Origin of the sequence: Pseudomonas sp. GCM10022186, assembly GCF_042656385.1 — a bacterium.
GTDB lineage: Bacteria > Pseudomonadota > Gammaproteobacteria > Pseudomonadales > Pseudomonadaceae > Metapseudomonas.
Genome location: NZ_JBHSOU010000044.1, coordinates 140,565 through 158,057, shown reverse-complemented (window position 1 = coordinate 158,057; position 17,493 = coordinate 140,565). Strand labels below are relative to the sequence as shown.

Sequence of the window (17,493 nt, the reverse complement as noted above, 5' to 3'; positions counted from 1 at the left end):
GCAGGCCCTACAACAGGGAAGACCTATGTCGTCGGTCAGCATCGGCCCTTATGCCTTGCCCAATCAGGTGATACTCGCCCCCATGGCGGGTGTGACCGACCGGCCGTTTCGCCTGCTTTGCCGGCGCCTTGGTGCCGGCATGGTGGTCTCGGAGATGGTCACCAGCGACGTGCGCCTGTGGAACAGCCGCAAGTCGCGACTGCGCCTGCTCCACGAAGGGGACCCGGAACCCCGCTCCGTGCAGATAGCCGGTGGCGATCCGGAGATGCTGGCGGAAGCGGCCAGGGCCAATGTGGAACTCGGTGCCCAGATCATCGACATCAACATGGGTTGCCCGGCGAAAAAGGTCTGCAACAAGGCCGCCGGCTCGGCGCTGATGAAGGACGAGGCCCTGGTGGCCGAGATCCTCGATGCCGTGGTCAAGGCCGTCGATGTACCCGTCACCCTGAAGATCCGCACCGGTTGGGACCGATCGAACAGGAACGGAATAACGGTGGCGAAGATCGCCGAACAGGCCGGTATCCAGGCCCTGGCCGTCCACGGCCGGACCCGCGCCGACCTGTACACCGGCGAAGCCGAGTACGACACCATCGCTGCGATCAAGCAGGCGGTGTCCATTCCGGTGTTCGCCAACGGCGATATCGATTCGCCACAGAAAGCCAGACAGGTCCTCGACGCCACCGGCGCCGACGCCCTGCTGATCGGTCGAGCGGCCCAGGGGAGACCCTGGATCTTCCGCGAGATCGTGCATTACCTGGCGACCGGTGAACTTCTGCCGGCGCCATGCTTGATCGAGGTGGAACGGATCCTGCTGGAGCACCTTGCCGCACTGCACGCCTTCTATGGCGACGAGATGGGCGTTCGCATCGCCCGCAAGCATGTCGGCTGGTATCTGGCGACCCTGCCCGGCGCCAGGGAGTTTCGCGCCATGTTCAATCGTTTGGAGTCCACGGACGCGCAGTGCGCCAACGTTCGGGAGTTCTTCGCCGAGCGTCACAACGAAGGGGATAAGGCCGCATGACGACGATGACCGAGAATTTTTTTGATGGGGCAACACCCGTGAGCGACAACGCCAACCTTAAACAGCACCTGACGGCACCCACCGCAGAGGGCCAGACCCTGCGTGGCAGTGTCGAGAAGGCACTGCACAACTACTTCGCCCATCTCGAGGGCGCCGCCGTCACGGACGTGTACAACCTGGTGCTTTCCGAAGTGGAAGCGCCACTGCTGGAATCCGTGATGAACTACGTCAAGGGTAACCAGACCAAGGCTTCCGAAATGCTCGGCCTCAACCGGGGCACGCTGCGCAAGAAGCTCAAGCAATACGACCTTCTTTAAAAAAGCTGGAAGCTGGAAGCCGGACGCCCCGGCACCGCTCCCGACTTCCAGCTTCCAGCTTCTAGCTTCCAGCTTCCAGCCAATAGCTAATCGCTTTTCTCCTTCCCACTCGAATGGTTCCGAAATGACCGACCAGACCCTCCGCCTTCCCGTTCGCCGCGCCCTGATCAGCGTTTCCGACAAGACTGGCATCGTCGAGTTCGCCCGTGAACTGGCTGCCCTCGGCGTGGAGATCCTCTCCACCGGCGGCACCTACAAGCTGCTCAAGGACAACGGCATCGCTGCCGTGGAAGTCGCCGACTACACCGGCTTCCCGGAAATGATGGACGGCCGCGTGAAGACCCTGCACCCGAAGATCCACGGCGGCATCCTCGGCCGTCGCGACCAGGACGGCGCGGTGATGGAACAGCACGGCATCAAGCCGATCGACCTGGTGGCGGTCAACCTCTACCCCTTCGAGGCCACCGTCGCCAAGCCTGACTGCGACCTGCCCACCGCCATCGAGAACATCGACATCGGCGGCCCGACCATGGTCCGCAGCGCCGCGAAGAACCACAAGGACGTCGCCATCGTGGTCAACGCCAGCGACTACGCCGGCGTCCTCGAAGGCCTCAAGGCCGGCGGCCTGACCTATGCCCAGCGTTTCGACCTGGCCCTCAAGGCGTTCGAGCACACCTCCGCCTACGACGGCATGATCGCCAACTACCTGGGCACCATCGACCAGGCGCGCGACACCCTGTCCACCGAGAGCCGCGGCGCCTTCCCGCGTACCTTCAACAGCCAGTTCATCAAGGCCCAGGAGATGCGCTACGGCGAGAACCCGCACCAGAGCGCGGCCTTCTACGTCGAAGCCAAGCCGGCCGAGGCCAGCGTTTCCACCGCCGTGCAGCTGCAGGGCAAGGAGCTCTCCTTCAACAACGTGGCCGACACCGACGCCGCGCTGGAGTGCGTGAAGAGTTTCGTCAAGCCGGCCTGCGTGATCGTCAAGCACGCCAACCCCTGCGGCGTTTCCGTGGTACCGGAAGACGAAGGCGGCATCCGCAAGGCCTATGACCTGGCCTACGCCACCGACAGCGAATCCGCCTTCGGCGGCATCATCGCCTTCAACCGCGAACTGGATGCCGAAACCGCCAAGGCCATCGTCGAGCGCCAGTTCGTCGAAGTCATCATCGCCCCGAAAGTCTCCGCCGAAGCCCGTGCCGTGGTAGCCGCCAAGGCCAACGTGCGCCTGCTGGAATGCGGCGAATGGGCCGCCGAGCGCGCCCCGGGCTGGGACTTCAAGCGCGTCAACGGCGGCCTGCTGGTGCAGAGCCGCGATATCGGCATGATCACCGCCGCCGACCTCAAGGTGGTGACCAAGCGCGCGCCCACCGAGCAGGAGATCCACGACCTGATCTTCGCCTGGAAGGTGGCCAAGTTCGTCAAGTCCAACGCCATCGTCTACGCCAGGAACCGCCAGACCGTCGGCGTCGGCGCCGGCCAGATGAGCCGCGTCAACTCCGCCCGCATCGCCGCCATCAAGGCCGAGCACGCCGGCCTGGAAGTCAAGGGTGCCGTGATGGCCTCCGATGCCTTCTTCCCCTTCCGCGACGGCATCGACAACGCCGCGGCCGCCGGCATCACCGCGGTGATCCAGCCGGGCGGCTCCATGCGTGACAACGAAGTCATCGCCGCCGCCGACGAAGCGGGCATCGCGATGGTGTTCACCGGTATGCGCCACTTCCGCCACTAAAGCTTGAAGCCCGAAGCTGGAAGCCTGAAGCCCGCGCGCTTCCAGCTTCCGGCTTCCAGCTTCCAGCTCTTCAGACGAGAGAGCATCGAGAATGAATGTACTGATCATCGGCAGCGGCGGTCGCGAGCACGCCCTGGCCTGGAAAGTGGCCCAGGACCCGCGCGTGGCGAAGGTCTTCGTCGCCCCGGGCAACGCCGGCACCGCGACCGAGGCCAAGTGCGAGAACGTCGCCATCGACGTGCTGGCCCTGGAACAACTGGCCGATTTCGCCGAAAAGAACGTCCAGCTGACCATCGTCGGCCCGGAAGCGCCGCTGGTGAAGGGCGTGGTCGACCTGTTCCGCCAGCGTGGCCTCGCCATCTTCGGCCCCACCGCCGGCGCCGCCCAGCTGGAAGGTTCCAAGGCCTTCACCAAGGACTTCCTGGCCCGCCACAAGATCCCCACCGCCGCCTACCAGAACTTCACCGAGGTGGAGCCGGCCCTGGCCTACCTGCGTGAGAAAGGCGCCCCCATCGTCATCAAGGCCGACGGCCTGGCCGCGGGCAAGGGCGTGATCGTCGCCATGACCCTCGCCGAAGCCGAGGAAGCCGTGCGCGACATGCTCTCCGGCAACGCCTTCGGCGACGCCGGCGCCCGCGTGGTGATCGAAGAGTTCCTCGACGGCGAGGAAGCCAGCTTCATCATCATGGTCGACGGCCAGAACGTGCTGCCCATGGCCACCAGCCAGGACCACAAGCGCGTCGGCGACGGCGACACCGGCCCGAACACCGGCGGCATGGGCGCCTACTCCCCGGCCCCGGTGGTCACTCCCGAGGTACACCAGCGGGTGATGGACGAAGTCATCTACCCGACCGTGCGCGGCATGGCCGAGGAAGGCAACGTCTACACCGGCTTCCTCTATGCCGGCCTGATGATCGACAAGAGCGGCGCGCCCAAGGTCATCGAATTCAACTGCCGCTTCGGCGACCCGGAAACCCAGCCCATCATGGTGCGTCTGGAAAGCTCCCTGGTCCTGCTGGTGGAAGCCGCCCTGGCCAAGGCCCTGGACAAGGTCGAGGCCACCTGGGACCCCCGCCCCACCGTGGGTGTGGTGCTGGCCGCCGGCGGCTACCCGGGCGACTACGCCAAGGGTGACCTGATCGAAGGCCTGGACGATGCAGCGGCCCTGGACGGCAAGGTGTTCCACGCCGGCACCGCGCAGAAGGACGGCCGGATCGTCACCTCCGGCGGCCGCGTGCTCTGCGCCACCGCCATCGGCGCCAGCGTGTCCGACGCCCAGCAGCAGGCCTATCGCCTGGCGGAGAAGATCCGCTGGAACGGCTGCTTCTACCGCAAGGACATCGGCTATCGCGCCATCGCCCGCGAACGCGGTGAAGAGTAAAGATCGGGTAAATAGTGCCGATCGGGGCGGTGAGCCAGATGCTGGCCGCCTCGGTCATATTCCGTGCCAGAGGGGCTTGTCTATAATCCGGCCACTCACCCACGAAGGGACCTCGACCGTGCCCCGGCTCAGGATTGCCACAGGAATGATCGCCAGCCTGCTGCTGGCCCTGCTGTATCTGCTGCCCGCCCAGGCAACCGAGGAGCGGCAATGGAGCATGCTGCTCGATCCAAGCGCGAACCTGCAGCTGCAGGAAGTCCGCACCCAGGAAGCCCTTTCCCAGTTCGCCCCGGTCGAGCTCGACCAGCTCTACACCTCCGGCGGCGGCAGCGCGCTCTGGCTGCACTACCGGCTCCCGCCCGGCCAGCACGAACAGCTGCTGCGCGTTTTCGCCCCCTACCTGGCCTACCTCGACCTCTACGTCCTCCAGGGCGATGAGCTGGTGGCCCACACCCGCACCGGCAGCCGCCTGCCCTTCAGCGACCGGCCGTTGCCCAGCCGCGATTTCCTCCTGCCGCTACCGGTCAAGCAGGAACCCCTGGATATCTACCTGCGCATGGCCTCGGAACATGCCCTGCGCCCCACCGTGACCCTGCAGTCCTCGGCGCTGATGGCAGCCGACGATACCCGCCCCCTGCTCTACGGGCTGCTACTCGGCGGCCTGGGCATGCTGGTCTACTACAACCTGGTGCGCTACGCGTACTCCCGCGCCGCCGTCAGCCTCTGGCTCGCCGCCGCGCAGACCAGCCTGATGGCCACCGGCGTCAGCCTGCTGGGTATCAGCTCGCCCTGGCTGGGCGACTGGCAGAGCGCGCAACCGCAGATCGCCAACCTGTCCATGCTGCTGGCCATGCTCTGTGCCCTGGCCTTCACCGTCAGCTTCTTCCACAAGGTGCGCCCGAGCACGCCCGTGACCGGCCTGCTGCTGGGCGAAATCGTGATGATCGCCCTGACCGCCGCCCTGCTGCTGATCGTCACCGAGTTGCAGTTCAATCAGCTGGTCTACGTCCTGGCCGCCATCGCCAGCACCAGCATGTTCGGGGTCGCCCTCTACCACTGGCGCCAGGGCTACCGCCCGGCGCGCCTGTTCAGCCTCGCCCTGGGAGTGTTCTGCGTCGCCATCCTCAGCGCCCTGCCCGCCCTGTTCGGCTACTGGCACCTGCAGTCCGACTGGCTGGCCTATGTCCTCTTGGCGGTATCCACCATCAGCGGCGTGTTCCTCAGCATGGCCCTGAGCGAGCGCCAGCGGCGCATCCAGTACGAAGCCTTCAGCGCCAGCCGCGCCCTGGCCGCCAGCTCCGCCGAACTCAAGGCCAAGGGCGAATTCCTCGCCAAGATCAGCCACGAGATCCGCACCCCGATGAACGGCGTGCTGGGCATGACCGAGCTGCTGCTCGGCACCCCGCTGTCGGCCAAGCAACGCGACTACGTGCAGACCATCCACAGCTCCGGCAACGAACTGCTCACCCTGATCAACGAGATCCTCGACATCTCCAAGCTGGAGTCCGGGCAGATCGAGCTGGACGACGTGCAGTTCGACCTCAACGCCCTGATCGACGACTGCCTCGACATCTTCCGCGCCAAGGCCGAGCAGCAGCGGGTCGAACTCATCAGCTTCATGCAGCCCCAGGTACCCCGGGTGGTCGGCGGCGACCCCACGCGCCTGCGGCAGATCCTCCTGAGCCTGCTGGACAACGCCTTCAAGCAGACCGACGAAGGCGAGATCCTGCTGGTGGTGGCCCTGGACAACAGCGCCAGCGAACCCCGCCTGCGCATCGCCGTGCAGGACAGCGGCCGCCCCCTGGAAGCCGGCGAGCGCGAAGCCCTGCTCAATGCCGAGTTGCAAAGCAGCGATTTCCTCGCCTCCTCCAAGCTCGGTGGCCGCCTCGGCCTGGTCATCGCCCGCCAACTGGTGCGGCTGATGGCCGGCGAGTTCGGCATCCAGAGCGGCGCCGGGCAAGGCAGCACCCTCTGGCTGACCCTGCCGCTGGACAGCCAGCACCTGGTACGCGCCGCCGCCGACCTCGACAGCCCGCTGGAAGGTGCGCGCCTGCTGGTGGTGGACGACAACGACACCTGCCGCAAGGTACTGGTGCAGCAGTGCAGCGCCTGGGGCCTGCAGGTCAGCGCCGTGCCCTCCGGCAAGGAGGCCCTGGCCCTGCTGCGCACCAAGGCGCACCTGCGCGAGTATTTCGACGTGGTCCTGCTGGACCAGGACATGCCCGGCATGACCGGCATGCAGCTGGCGGCCAAGATCAAGGAAGACCCGAGCCTCAACCACGACATCCTGATCATCATGCTCACCGGCATCAGCAATGCGCCGAGCAAGATCATCGCGCGCAACGCCGGCATCAAGCGCATCCTCGCCAAGCCGGTGGCCGGCTACACCCTGAAGACCACCCTGGCCGACGAGATGAACCAGCGCAAGGCGGGCGGCGCCATCTCCCTGCCGGGTTCCCAGGTCAGCGAACCGCTCCACGTCCCCAGCGACTTCCGCATCCTGGTGGCCGAGGACAACAGCATTTCCACCAAGGTCATCCGCGGCATGCTGAGCAAGCTCAACCTCGAGCCGGACACCGCCAGCAACGGCGAGGAAGCCCTGAGCGCGATGAAGAACCAGCACTACGACCTGGTGCTGATGGACTGCGAGATGCCGGTGCTGGACGGCTTCACCGCCACCGAGATGCTGCGCCACTGGGAAAACCTGGAGCAGCGCCCGCGTACCCCGGTGGTCGCGCTCACCGCCCATATCCTCAGCGAGCACAAGGAACGCGCCCGCCAGGCCGGCATGGACGGCCACATGGCCAAGCCGGTGGAACTCTCGCAGCTGCGCGAGCTCATCGAATACTGGGTGGCCGAGAAGGAACTGCGCGAACGGCATGCGATGCATAGCTGAACGGCAGGCTGAAGGGACTCTGTAGGGGCGAATTCATTCGCCAAGGGCTGCGCAGCGCGCCCCGTAGGGTGGACAGCGCTCTTCTGTCCACCGACTCCCAGCGGTAGCCAGCATCCCTCACCCCAGCCCTCTCCCAGAGGGAGAGGGGGCTATCCGTGCTCGACCAGACCCGCCTTCTCCTGTAGCGAATTCATGCGCGAAGATGGGCCGCCGGCCGCCTACCCCCACCTCACCGCAAAGATCGGCGGCAGGTGCCCCGCCACCAGGCCCCAGCTGTCCCCCTGATCCTCCGATACCCACAGATGCCCCGTGGTGGAGCCCATCGCCAGGCGCCGCCCGCTGTCATCCACATCCAGCCCATGGCGGTACACCAGGTCGTAGCACAGTTGTTGCGGAAGGCCCCGTTCCAGGACAGCGAAGCTCTTGCCGCCGTTGCGGGTGCGGGTCACTCGCAGGCGCTGGTCGGCGGGCACCCGGCATTCGTCCTTCACCGCCGGCACGAACCAGGCGCAGTCCGGGTCGGACGGGTGCACCGCCACGGCGAAGCCAAAGGTCGAGGGGCCGGCCTGGGGGATCTCCCGCCAGTTCAGCCCACGGTCGGCGCTGACGAAGATACCGTTGTGGTGCTGCACCCAGAGCCGCTCCGGGTCGGCCGGGCAAGCCACCATGCGGTGCGGGTCCTGGATATCCGGTTCCTCGGCACGTTCGGGCGGCATGTAGGCGGCGCGCATGCCACGGGTGCGGTAATTCCAGCTCCCGCCTTCGTCCTCGCTGTGCCAGACGCCGCCGCAGGACACCGCCAGGGTCAGGTGCCGGCTGTCGCGCGGGTCGACGCAGATGGAATGGATGCCCGGCTGGTCATAGCCGCCGCCGAACCAGTTGGCCCGCTCCGGACGCTGCCAGAGGCTGTCCACCAATTCCCAGGAGCCGCCATGGTCGCGGGAGCGGAACAGCCCGCCGGGAATGGTGCCGGCCCACAGGGTGCCCGGCTGGTCCGGGCCACCGGGTTCCAGGCACCAGATCATTTCCACCGAGGGCCCCTCCTCGCCTTCGGCGACCGGCGCGAAGGCCGGGGCGGCGATCTCCTCCCAGCTCTGCCCCTCATCGGCCGAGCGCCACAGCTTGGGGCCGAAGTGGCCGAGGTGCAGCGCCGCGTAGAGGCGCCCATCGCGCGGATCGTCCAATAGCATGCTCACCGGCTCGCCGAGAAAATCCTGGCGCGCCAGGCGCCAGCCATCGCCCTCGGGCTCGAAACGCAGCAGGCCCTTGCGGGTCGCCACATGGATGCATCGACTCATGGTCCTTCTCCTTGTGCAGGCTCAGCCGCCGGACAACGCCTGGACGACGAAGATGTCACTGGCCGGTCCCAGCGGATCGCTGAGCCGGCGGCGGTCGCTGACCTGCTGGGCATCGACGAAGATCGCCACATGCCGACGCAGGCGCCCCTGGTCATCCAGCAGGTAGCTGCGCAGGCGCGGGTTGGCGACGAAAGCCGCATTCAGCGCCTCGGCCACGGTGGCAGCCACGACATCCAGTTCGGGGACATCGAGATGACGCTGCAGGTTGGTAGTGAAACTGATATGCGCCATGCACGGCCCCCTGCGCGGCGAAACGCCCCGGTGGGGGTAGGTATAGCCGAGGCCGGCTGCGCGGTTATAGTTGTGCGCCCAATGGCAGGGCAGCCTCTACACTTTGCAGGCATCGCCCCCGGTAGTGACGAACGGACGCCCCCACCATGCTCGAAAGCCTTTCCAGCCTGTACCTGAAGATGCTGGTGCTCTATAGCCCCTTCTTCGTGCTCTCCTGCTTCATCGGCCTGACCCGTGGCTACACGGTGAAGGAGCGCAAGAAACTCGCCTGGAAAGTCGCCCTCGGCACCCTGGTGGCCAGCGCCCTGCTCTACCTCTTCGGCCAGGCCATCTTCAACGTCTTCGGCATCACCATCGACGCCTTCCGCATCGGCGCCGGCACCGTGCTGTTCATCTCCGCCCTCGGCATGGCCCAGGGCAAGTCGGCGATGCAGGCGGACAACGTGCAGCAGGACGTCACCATAGTGCCGCTGACCATCCCGCTCACCGTCGGCCCCGGCACCATCGGCGCCATGCTGGTGATGGGCGCCGGCCACGTGCACTGGGACGACAAGCTCACCGCGCTGCTGGCCATCGCCATCGCCAGCGCCACCGTGGGCGCCATCCTCTACCTGTCCGACCGCATCGAACGCATCCTCGGCGACCAGGGCCTGCAGATCGTCAGCCGGCTGATGGGCCTGTTCGTCTGCGCCCTGGCCGCGCAGATCATCTTCACCGGGGTGAAGAACTACCTCGTTCCCTGACGCGGGCATGCCGCAGGGTGGAAATCCACCTGTGGGATTGCCACCGCCGTGGTGGATAGAAAAGCGCTATCCACCCTACGGACACGCACCAACCTGCGACCGGCACCACCCCATTCGCCCCGCCACGGTGCGGAACGAGGTGCATGGAGAACACCACCAACAGGCCCAGGCCCCAGAAACCACGGGCCTTTCGCGGTTCTGGCACCGCCCTTGCTCTGGAGAACTCCAACTTGGATACAAGATGGAACTCCAGAGCATGTCCGACGCCCCTCTCGCCTTCACCCTCGCCGACTGGCAGCAGGCCTACCGCGACCAGCTGCAACCCGCCGACCTGCTGCACGCCCTGCGCCAGCGCCTCGATGAGGACGACAACGCCTGGATCGCCCTGGCCAGCGCCGAACAGCTGGATGCCCAGCTCGCCGGACTGGCGGCCCTGCTCGACGCCGCCGGGGGCGAGAAGGAACGCCTGCCGCTCTATGGCGTGCCCTTCGCCATCAAGGACAACATCGACGCCGCCGGCTGGGCCACCACCGCCGCTTGCCCGGCCTTCGCCTACGAAGCCTGCGAGGACGCCACGGTGGTCGCCCGCCTGCGCGCCGCCGGCGCCATCCTCATCGGCAAGACCAATCTCGACCAGTTCGCCACCGGCCTGGTGGGCACCCGCTCCCCCTATGGCGCGGTGGCCAACGCCTTCGACCCGGCCTATGTCAGCGGCGGCTCCAGCTCCGGTTCGGCCTCGGTGGTGGCGCGCGGCCTGGTGCCCTTCGCCCTCGGCACCGATACCGCCGGCTCCGGCCGCGTGCCGGCCGGGTTCAACAACATCGTCGGCCTGAAACCCACCAAGGGCTGGCTGTCCAACAGCGGCCTGGTGCCGGCCTGCCGCACCATCGACTGCATCTCGGTGTTCGCCCTGAGCGTGGCCGACGCCGAAACCGTGGCGCGCATCGGCGGCGGCTTCGACGCCCGCGATCCCTACTCCCGGCAGAACCCCCACAGCGCGCCGGTGGGCATAGGCGCCAAGCCGAAGCTGGCGGTGCCAGATACTCTGGAATTCTTCGGCGACACGCAGACCCAGGCCGTCTTCGAAGCGGCGCTGGCGCAGTTCCGCGCCCTCGGCGCCGAGATCACCCCCATCGACTTCAGCCCCTTCCGCCAACTGGCCGAGCAGCTCTACCAGGGCCCCTGGGTGGCCGAACGCACCGTCGCCGCCGGGACCATCTTCAGCGAGCAGCCGGAAGCCATGGAGCCGGTGGTGCGCGGCATCCTCGACAACGGCCTCGCCTACAGCGCCTGCGACGCCTACCGCGCCGAGTACCTACGCGCCGAGCTGGCGCGGCGCATCAACCAAGCCCTGGCCGGCTTCGACGCCCTGCTGGTGCCCACCTCACCGACCATCCGCCGCATCGCCGAGATGGCCGAGGAACCGGTGCGCTACAACGCCCAGTTCGGCACCTACACCAACTTCACCAATTTCTCCGACCTCTGCGCCCTGGCTCTGCCCGCCGGATTCCGCGCCGACGGCCTGCCCGCCGGCATCACCCTGCTCGCCCCGGCCTGGCACGACGCCGCCCTGGCCAGCCTGGGCAAACGCTGGCAGGCCAGCCTCGCGCTACCCCTCGGCGCCACCGGCCGTCCGCTGCCGCCCCAGGCGCCGGCGAGCCAGGCCCCCGGCTGCGTGCGCGTCGCCGTGGTCGGCGCGCACCTCACCGGCATGCCGCTGAATTTCCAGCTCACCAGCCGCGACGCGGTGCTGGTGGAGCAAACCCGCACCGCCAGCGATTACCGCCTGTTCGCCCTGCCCGGCAGCGTGCCGCCCAAGCCGGGCCTGGCCCGCAGCCAGGACGGCGCGCCGCTGATCGTCGAGCTGTGGGACATCCCCCTGGCGCGCTTCGGCGAGTTCGTCGCGGAAATCCCGCCGCCGCTGGGCATCGGCAACCTGCAGCTGGAAGACGGCCGCTGGGTGAAGGGCTTCATCTGCGAGCCCTATGCCCTGGACGGCGCCCGCGACATCACCGGCTTCGGCGGCTGGCGCGCCTTTATCGCCAGCCAGCAGAAATAGCTCCCCTCTCCCCGAGGGGAGAGGGGACAAGAACAGCGCCAGCCAGACAGCCCGTCGCACCAGCCAGGAGGCCGCAACAGATGTTCCACACCGTACTGATCGCCAACCGTGGCGAGATCGCCGTCCGCGCCATCCGCACCCTCGAGCGCCTCGGGGTGAAGAGCGTCGCCGTGTACTCCGACGCCGACCGCAACGCGCCCCACGTGCGCGATGCCGATGTCGCCATCGCCCTGGGCGGCGACAAGCCGGCCGACAGCTACCTGCGCATCGACAAGATCCTCGCCGCGGCCAGGGAAAGCGGCGCCCAGGCGATCTACCCGGGCTACGGCTTCCTCTCCGAAAGCGCCGAATTCGCCGAGGCCTGCGAGGCCGCCGGCATTGCCTTCGTCGGCCCCACCGCGCGGCAGATCCGCGAGTTCGGCCTCAAGCACCGCGCTCGTGAACTGGCGGCCGAGGCCCAGGTGCCGATGGCGCCGGGCACCGGCCTGCTGCACAGCCTGGACGAGGCCCTGGCGGCAGCCGAGGGCATCGGCTATCCGGTGATGCTCAAGACCACCGCCGGCGGGGGCGGCATCGGCCTGACCCGCTGCGCCGACGCCGAGGCGCTGCAAAGCGCCTATGCAAGCGTCAAGCGCATGGGCGAGCAGTTCTTCAGCGATGCCGGCGTGTTCCTCGAACGCTTCGTCGACCAGGCCCGCCACGTCGAGGTGCAGATCTTCGGCGACGGCCAGGGCCGCGTGGTCGCCCTCGGCGAGCGCGACTGCTCGCTGCAGCGGCGCAACCAGAAGGTGGTGGAGGAAACCCCCGCGCCCAACCTGCCCCAGGCCACCCGCGAACGCCTGCACGCCGCCGCCGTCCAGCTCGGCGCCTCGGTGGGCTACCGCAGCGCCGGCACCGTGGAATTCATCTACGACGCCGCCCGCGACGACCTCTACTTCCTCGAAGTGAACACCCGCCTGCAGGTGGAGCACCCGGTCACCGAGATGGTCACCGGCCTCGACCTCATCGAATGCATGCTGCGCGTGGCGGCCGGCGACGCGCTGGACTGGCCGGCGCTGCAACGCGCCCCGCAAGGCGCCGCCATCGAGGTGCGCCTCTACGCCGAGGACCCGCTGAAGAACTTCCAGCCCAGCCCCGGCGTGCTCACCGAAGTGCACTTCCCCGAAGGCGTGCGCGTGGATGGCTGGGTCGGCACCGGCAGCGAAGTCTCGGCCTTCTACGACCCGATGATCGCCAAGCTGATCGTCCACGGCGCCGACCGCGCCGAGGCGCTCGCCAAGCTGCGCAAGGCCCTGGGCGAAACCCGCCTGCACGGCATCGCCAGCAACCTCGACTACCTGCGCCAGGTGGTGGCCGACCCGCGCTTCGCCAGCGGCGAGGTCTGGACCCGCCTGCTCGACGACTTCGCGTTCAAGGCCAGCATCATCGAAGTGCTGGAACCCGGCACCTATTCCAGCGTGCAGGATTATCCCGGCCGCCTCGGCTACTGGGACATCGGCGTGCCGCCGTCCGGGCCCATGGACGATTTCGCCTTCCGCCTGGCCAACCGCATCGTCGGCAACCACCCCAGCGCCGCCGGCCTGGAATTCACCCTGCAGGGGCCGACCCTGCGCTTCCATTGCGCTGCGCTGATCGCCCTCACCGGCGCCGACTGCCCGGCCGAGCTGGATGGCGAAGCCGTGCCCTACTGGGCGCCGCTGGCGGTCAGGGCCGGCCAGGTGCTCAGGCTCGGCCGCGCCCGCAGCGGCTGCCGCACCTACCTGGCGGTGCGCAACGGCCTCGACGTGCCGCTCTACCTGGGCAGCCGCTCCACCTTCGCCCTCGGCCAGTTCGGCGGCCACGCCGGCCGCACCCTGCGCCCGGCCGACATGCTGGCCATCTCCCAGCCGGACCTGCCGGCCTGCACCACGCCGGCCCCGGTGGCGCCGCCGCAGGCCGCGCACCCGAGCCTGATCCCCAGCTACGGCACCACCTGGAACATCGGCGTGCTCTACGGCCCGCATGGTGCACCGGACTTCTTCACGCCAGAGGCCATCGAGGAATTCTTCGCCGCCGAGTGGGAAGTGCACTACAACTCCAACCGCCTCGGCGTGCGCCTGTCCGGGCCGAAGCCGAGCTGGACCCGCGCCGACGGCGGCGAAGCCGGTCTGCACCCGTCCAACGTGCACGACTGCGAATACGCCATCGGCTCGATCAACTTCACCGGCGACTTCCCGGTGATCCTCACCAAGGACGGCCCCAGCCTCGGCGGCTTCGTCTGCCCGGTGACCATCGCCAAGGCCGAGCTGTGGAAGATCGGCCAGGTGAAACCCGGCGACAGGCTGCGCTTCCACCCCATCGGTTTCCAGCAGGCGCAGAGCCTGGAGCAGGCGCAGCTGGGCAGCCTCGAAGCGCTGGCGGCGATCAGCGCGGTGACCCTGCCGGCCCCCAGCCTGCAGCCCGCCGCCACCTCCTCCGCCACCGTGCTCGCCGAGCTGCCCGCCGACGGCGCGCGGCCACGGGTGGTGTACCGCCAGGCCGGCGACGCCTACATCCTGCTGGAGTACGGCGACAACGTCCTCGACCTGGCCCTGCGCCTGCGCGTGCACCTGTTGATGGAAGCGCTCAAGGCCAAGCCGCTGCGCGGCCTCGAGGAACTGGCGCCGGGCGTGCGCTCGCTGCAACTGCGCTACGACAGCCGCGTGCTGCACCAGAACACCCTGCTCGGCCACCTGCAGCGCCTGGAACAGCGCCTCGGCGACGTGGCCGGGCTCAAGGTGCCGACGCGCATCATCCACCTGCCCATGGCCTTCGAGGACAGCGCCACCCTCGGCGCCGTCACCCGCTACCGCGAAACGGTGCGGGCGGACGCGCCCTGGCTGCCGAACAACGTCGACTTCCTCCAGCGCATCAACGGCCTGGCCAGCCGCGACCAGGTGAAGGACATCCTGTTCGACGCCAGCTACCTGGTCCTCGGCCTCGGCGACGTCTACCTCGACGCGCCCTGCGCCGTGCCGCTGGACCCGCGCCACCGCCTGCTCAGCTCCAAGTACAACCCGGCGCGCACCTACACCGCCGAAGGCACGGTGGGCATCGGCGGCATGTACATGTGCATCTACGGCATGGATTCCCCCGGCGGCTACCAGCTGGTGGGCCGCACCCTGCCGATCTGGAACAGGTTCGTGAAGAACGCCCAGTTCGAGAATGGCCAGCCCTGGCTGCTGCGCTTCTTCGACCAGGTGCGCTTCTACCCGGTCAGCGAGGCCGAGCTCGACGAGTTCCGCGAAGCCTTCCGCGAAGGCCGTGCCCAGGTGCGGATCGAGGAAACCGAGTTCGACTTCGCCGAATACACCCGCTTCATCACAGCCAACGCCGAGGACATCGCCGCCTTCCAGGCCCGGCAGAAGGCCGCCTTCGACGCGGAAGTGCAGCTCTGGCGCGACGACGACCCGGCGGCGGCCGCGCCGCCGGCCAGCGCCCCGGACGACGATTGCGAACTCGACGGCCACCTGGTCAGCGCCGATGTCTGCGGCAGCGTGTGGAAGGTGCTGGTGGAGCCCGGCCAGCGCGTCGAGGCCGGCACTCCGCTGCTGGTGGTGGAAGCGATGAAGATGGAGCTGGCGGTCACCGCGCCGGTGGCCGGCACGGTCAAGGCCGTGCGCTGCCAGCCGGGCAAGGCGGTGACGCCGGGCGACGCCCTGCTGCTGCTCGACACCGGCGAGGCTGCCTGAGATGCAGCTGGTGGACCCGGACAAGCGCGGCAAGGAACGCCCGGAGAACCTCGCCGAGCGCATCTACGCCCAGCTCAAGGACGACATCTTCGAGTTCCGCCTGCTGCCCGGCGACCGCTTTTCCGAAGGCGAGATCGCCGCGCGCATGGCGGCCAGCCGCACCCCGGTGCGCCAGGCGCTCTATCGCCTGGAGCGCGAGGGCTACCTGGAGGTGTATTTCCGCAGCGGCTGGCAGGTGCGACCGTTCGATTTCACCCACTTCGAAGAGCTCTACGAGGTGCGCATCCTCCTCGAGCTGGAAGCGGTCCGCCGCCTCTGCGCGCGGGCGGACGGCGAGCTGCCGGAATCCCTGGCGCAGCTCCAGCGCATCTGGCTGGTGCCGCCCGGCGAACGCCTGCAGGACGGCCGCGCCGTCTCGCAGCTGGACGAAGCCTTCCACGGCCAGTTGCTGGTAGCCGCCGGCAACCGCGAGATGGCCCGGCTGCACGCCGAAGTCAGCGAGAAGATCCGCATCATCCGCCGCCTGGATTTCACCAAGGTTCCACGGGTGGAGATCACCTACGAGGAACACGCACGCATTCTCGGCGCGATCCTGTCGCGTCGTTGCGAAGAGGCACAGCTGCTGCTGAGGAGCCACATCGAAGTCAGCAAGGCTGAAGTACGCAAGATCACCCTGCACATGTTGCACAGCGCTCGGCCCAGGCCGCAGCCGGTCCAAGGGTGACGAGGAAGACCTTTTGAAAACTGCCCGGAATACAGACCAATAAACGCAGTGACTTCAAATACTTGTGAGAATGGAGACCGCCCCATGCAACGTCGCAGCCTGATCAAGGCCTTCACCCTTTCCGCATCCATCGCCGCCATGGGCATGTCCTGGACCCTCCAGGCCGCCGAGACCATCAAGGTCGGCATCCTGCATTCGCTCTCCGGCACCATGGCGATCTCCGAGACCTCGCTGAAGGACATGGCGCTGATGACCATCGACGAGATCAACGCCAAGGGCGGGGTCAACGGCAAGCAGCTGGAACCGGTGGTGGTGGACCCCGCCTCGAACTGGCCGCTGTTCGCCGAAAAGGCCCGCCAGCTGCTGACCAAGGACAAGGTGGACGTGGTCTTCGGCTGCTGGACCTCGGTGTCGCGCAAGTCCGTGCTGCCGGTGTTCGAGGAACTCAACGGCCTGCTCTTCTACCCGGTGCAGTACGAGGGCGAGGAGCTTTCCCCGAACGTCTTCTACACCGGCGCCGCGCCGAACCAGCAGGCCATCCCGGCGGTGGAATACCTGATGAGCGAAGACGGCGGCAGCGCCAAGCGTTTCTTCCTGCTCGGCACCGACTACGTCTACCCGCGCACCACCAACAAGATCCTGCGCAGCTTCCTGCACAGCAAGGGCGTGGCCGACAAGGACATCGAAGAGGTCTACACCCCCTTCGGCCACAGCGACTACCAGACCATAGTCGCCAACATCAAGAAGTTCTCCGCCGGCGGCAAGACCGCGGTGATCTCCACCGTCAACGGCGATTCCAACGTGCCCTTCTACAAGGAACTGGCCAACCAGGGCCTGGAAGCCACCGACGTACCGGTGGTGGCCTTCTCGGTGGGCGAGGAGGAACTGCGCGGCATCGACACCAAGCCGCTGGTGGGTCACCTGGCCGCCTGGAACTACTTCGAATCGGTGGATAACCCGGTCAACGGCAAGTTCGTCGAGCAGTGGAAGGCCTACGCCAAGGCCAGGAACCTGCCCAACTACCAGACCGCGGTGACCAACGACCCGATGGAGGCCACCTACGTCGGCATCCACATGTGGGCCCAGGCCGTGGAGAAGGCCGGCACCACGGATGTGGACAAGGTCCGCGAAGCCCTGGCCGGCCAGAGCTTCGCCGCGCCGTCCGGCTACACCCTGACCATGGACGCGACCAACCACCACCTGCACAAGCCGGTGATGATCGGCGAGATCCAGGAGGATGGTCAGTTCTCGGTGGTCTGGCAGACCGAAGGCCCGCTGCGCGCCCAGCCCTGGAGCCCCTTCATCCCTGGCAACGACAAGA

General features: G+C 67.7%; 12 protein-coding genes. 10 read left to right on the top strand and 2 right to left on the bottom strand.

Annotated features, from left to right (window positions below; all coding sequences use genetic code 11):
• The first annotated feature begins 25 nt into the window (after positions 1 to 25).
• The 5 genes from dusB (at position 26) to ACFPU0_RS15425 (ending at position 7,347) form a co-directional block, all read left to right on the top strand.
• Positions 26 to 1,021: a tRNA dihydrouridine synthase DusB gene (dusB, locus tag ACFPU0_RS15445; protein WP_377693979.1), complete on the top strand. Its 996-nt coding sequence runs from the start codon at positions 26 to 28 to the stop codon at positions 1,019 to 1,021.
• On the top strand, positions 1,018 to 1,338 hold the full coding sequence (gene fis, locus ACFPU0_RS15440) for a DNA-binding transcriptional regulator Fis (protein WP_028630726.1): 321 nt from the start codon (positions 1,018 to 1,020) through the stop codon (positions 1,336 to 1,338). The genes dusB and fis overlap by 4 nt, the downstream gene beginning before the upstream one ends.
• Before the next feature lie 124 nt (positions 1,339 to 1,462).
• Positions 1,463 to 3,070, top strand: coding sequence for a bifunctional phosphoribosylaminoimidazolecarboxamide formyltransferase/IMP cyclohydrolase (purH, locus tag ACFPU0_RS15435; RefSeq protein ID WP_377693978.1), 1,608 nt, complete (start codon positions 1,463 to 1,465; stop codon positions 3,068 to 3,070).
• A gap of 91 nt (positions 3,071 to 3,161) precedes the next feature.
• Positions 3,162 to 4,451 (top strand): phosphoribosylamine--glycine ligase, encoded by a 1,290-nt coding sequence (gene purD / locus ACFPU0_RS15430; protein WP_377693977.1) that lies wholly within the window; start codon positions 3,162 to 3,164, stop codon positions 4,449 to 4,451.
• A gap of 145 nt (positions 4,452 to 4,596) precedes the next feature.
• Positions 4,597 to 7,347 carry a response regulator gene (locus tag ACFPU0_RS15425; RefSeq protein WP_377693975.1) on the top strand — a complete coding sequence of 917 codons (2,751 nt, stop codon included), beginning with the start codon at positions 4,597 to 4,599 and terminating at the stop codon, positions 7,345 to 7,347.
• A gap of 218 nt (positions 7,348 to 7,565) precedes the next feature.
• Here the strand turns inward: ACFPU0_RS15425 and ACFPU0_RS15420 are convergent, their stop codons facing one another.
• Together ACFPU0_RS15420 and ACFPU0_RS15415 are read right to left on the bottom strand one after the other, a co-directional pair.
• Positions 7,566 to 8,645 (bottom strand): WD40/YVTN/BNR-like repeat-containing protein, encoded by a 1,080-nt coding sequence (locus tag ACFPU0_RS15420; protein WP_377693974.1) that lies wholly within the window; start codon positions 8,643 to 8,645, stop codon positions 7,566 to 7,568.
• A gap of 21 nt (positions 8,646 to 8,666) precedes the next feature.
• Entirely contained in the window at positions 8,667 to 8,936 is a 270-nt protein-coding gene (locus ACFPU0_RS15415) for a MoaD/ThiS family protein (protein ID WP_377693973.1), read from the bottom strand.
• Positions 8,937 to 9,082: 146 nt separating this feature from the next.
• Between ACFPU0_RS15415 and ACFPU0_RS15410 the strand changes: the two genes are divergently transcribed.
• The 5 genes from ACFPU0_RS15410 to urtA form a co-directional block, all read left to right on the top strand.
• The gene (locus ACFPU0_RS15410; protein ID WP_377693972.1) at positions 9,083 to 9,679 is read left to right on the top strand and encodes a MarC family protein; all 597 of its coding nucleotides are present in this window, start codon (positions 9,083 to 9,085) and stop codon (positions 9,677 to 9,679) included.
• 256 nt (positions 9,680 to 9,935) lie between these two features.
• Positions 9,936 to 11,738 (top strand): allophanate hydrolase, encoded by a 1,803-nt coding sequence (gene atzF / locus ACFPU0_RS15405; RefSeq protein ID WP_377693971.1) that lies wholly within the window; start codon positions 9,936 to 9,938, stop codon positions 11,736 to 11,738.
• An 80-nt stretch (positions 11,739 to 11,818) separates the two neighbouring features.
• The gene (gene uca, locus ACFPU0_RS15400) at positions 11,819 to 15,448 is read left to right on the top strand and encodes an urea carboxylase (protein WP_377693970.1); all 3,630 of its coding nucleotides are present in this window, start codon (positions 11,819 to 11,821) and stop codon (positions 15,446 to 15,448) included.
• A 1-nt stretch (position 15,449) separates the two neighbouring features.
• Entirely contained in the window at positions 15,450 to 16,172 is a 723-nt protein-coding gene (locus ACFPU0_RS15395; protein WP_377693969.1) for a GntR family transcriptional regulator, read from the top strand.
• 84 nt (positions 16,173 to 16,256) lie between these two features.
• A partial coding sequence (gene urtA / locus ACFPU0_RS15390; protein ID WP_377693968.1) for an urea ABC transporter substrate-binding protein occupies positions 16,257 to 17,493 on the top strand: 1,237 nt, incomplete at its 3' end.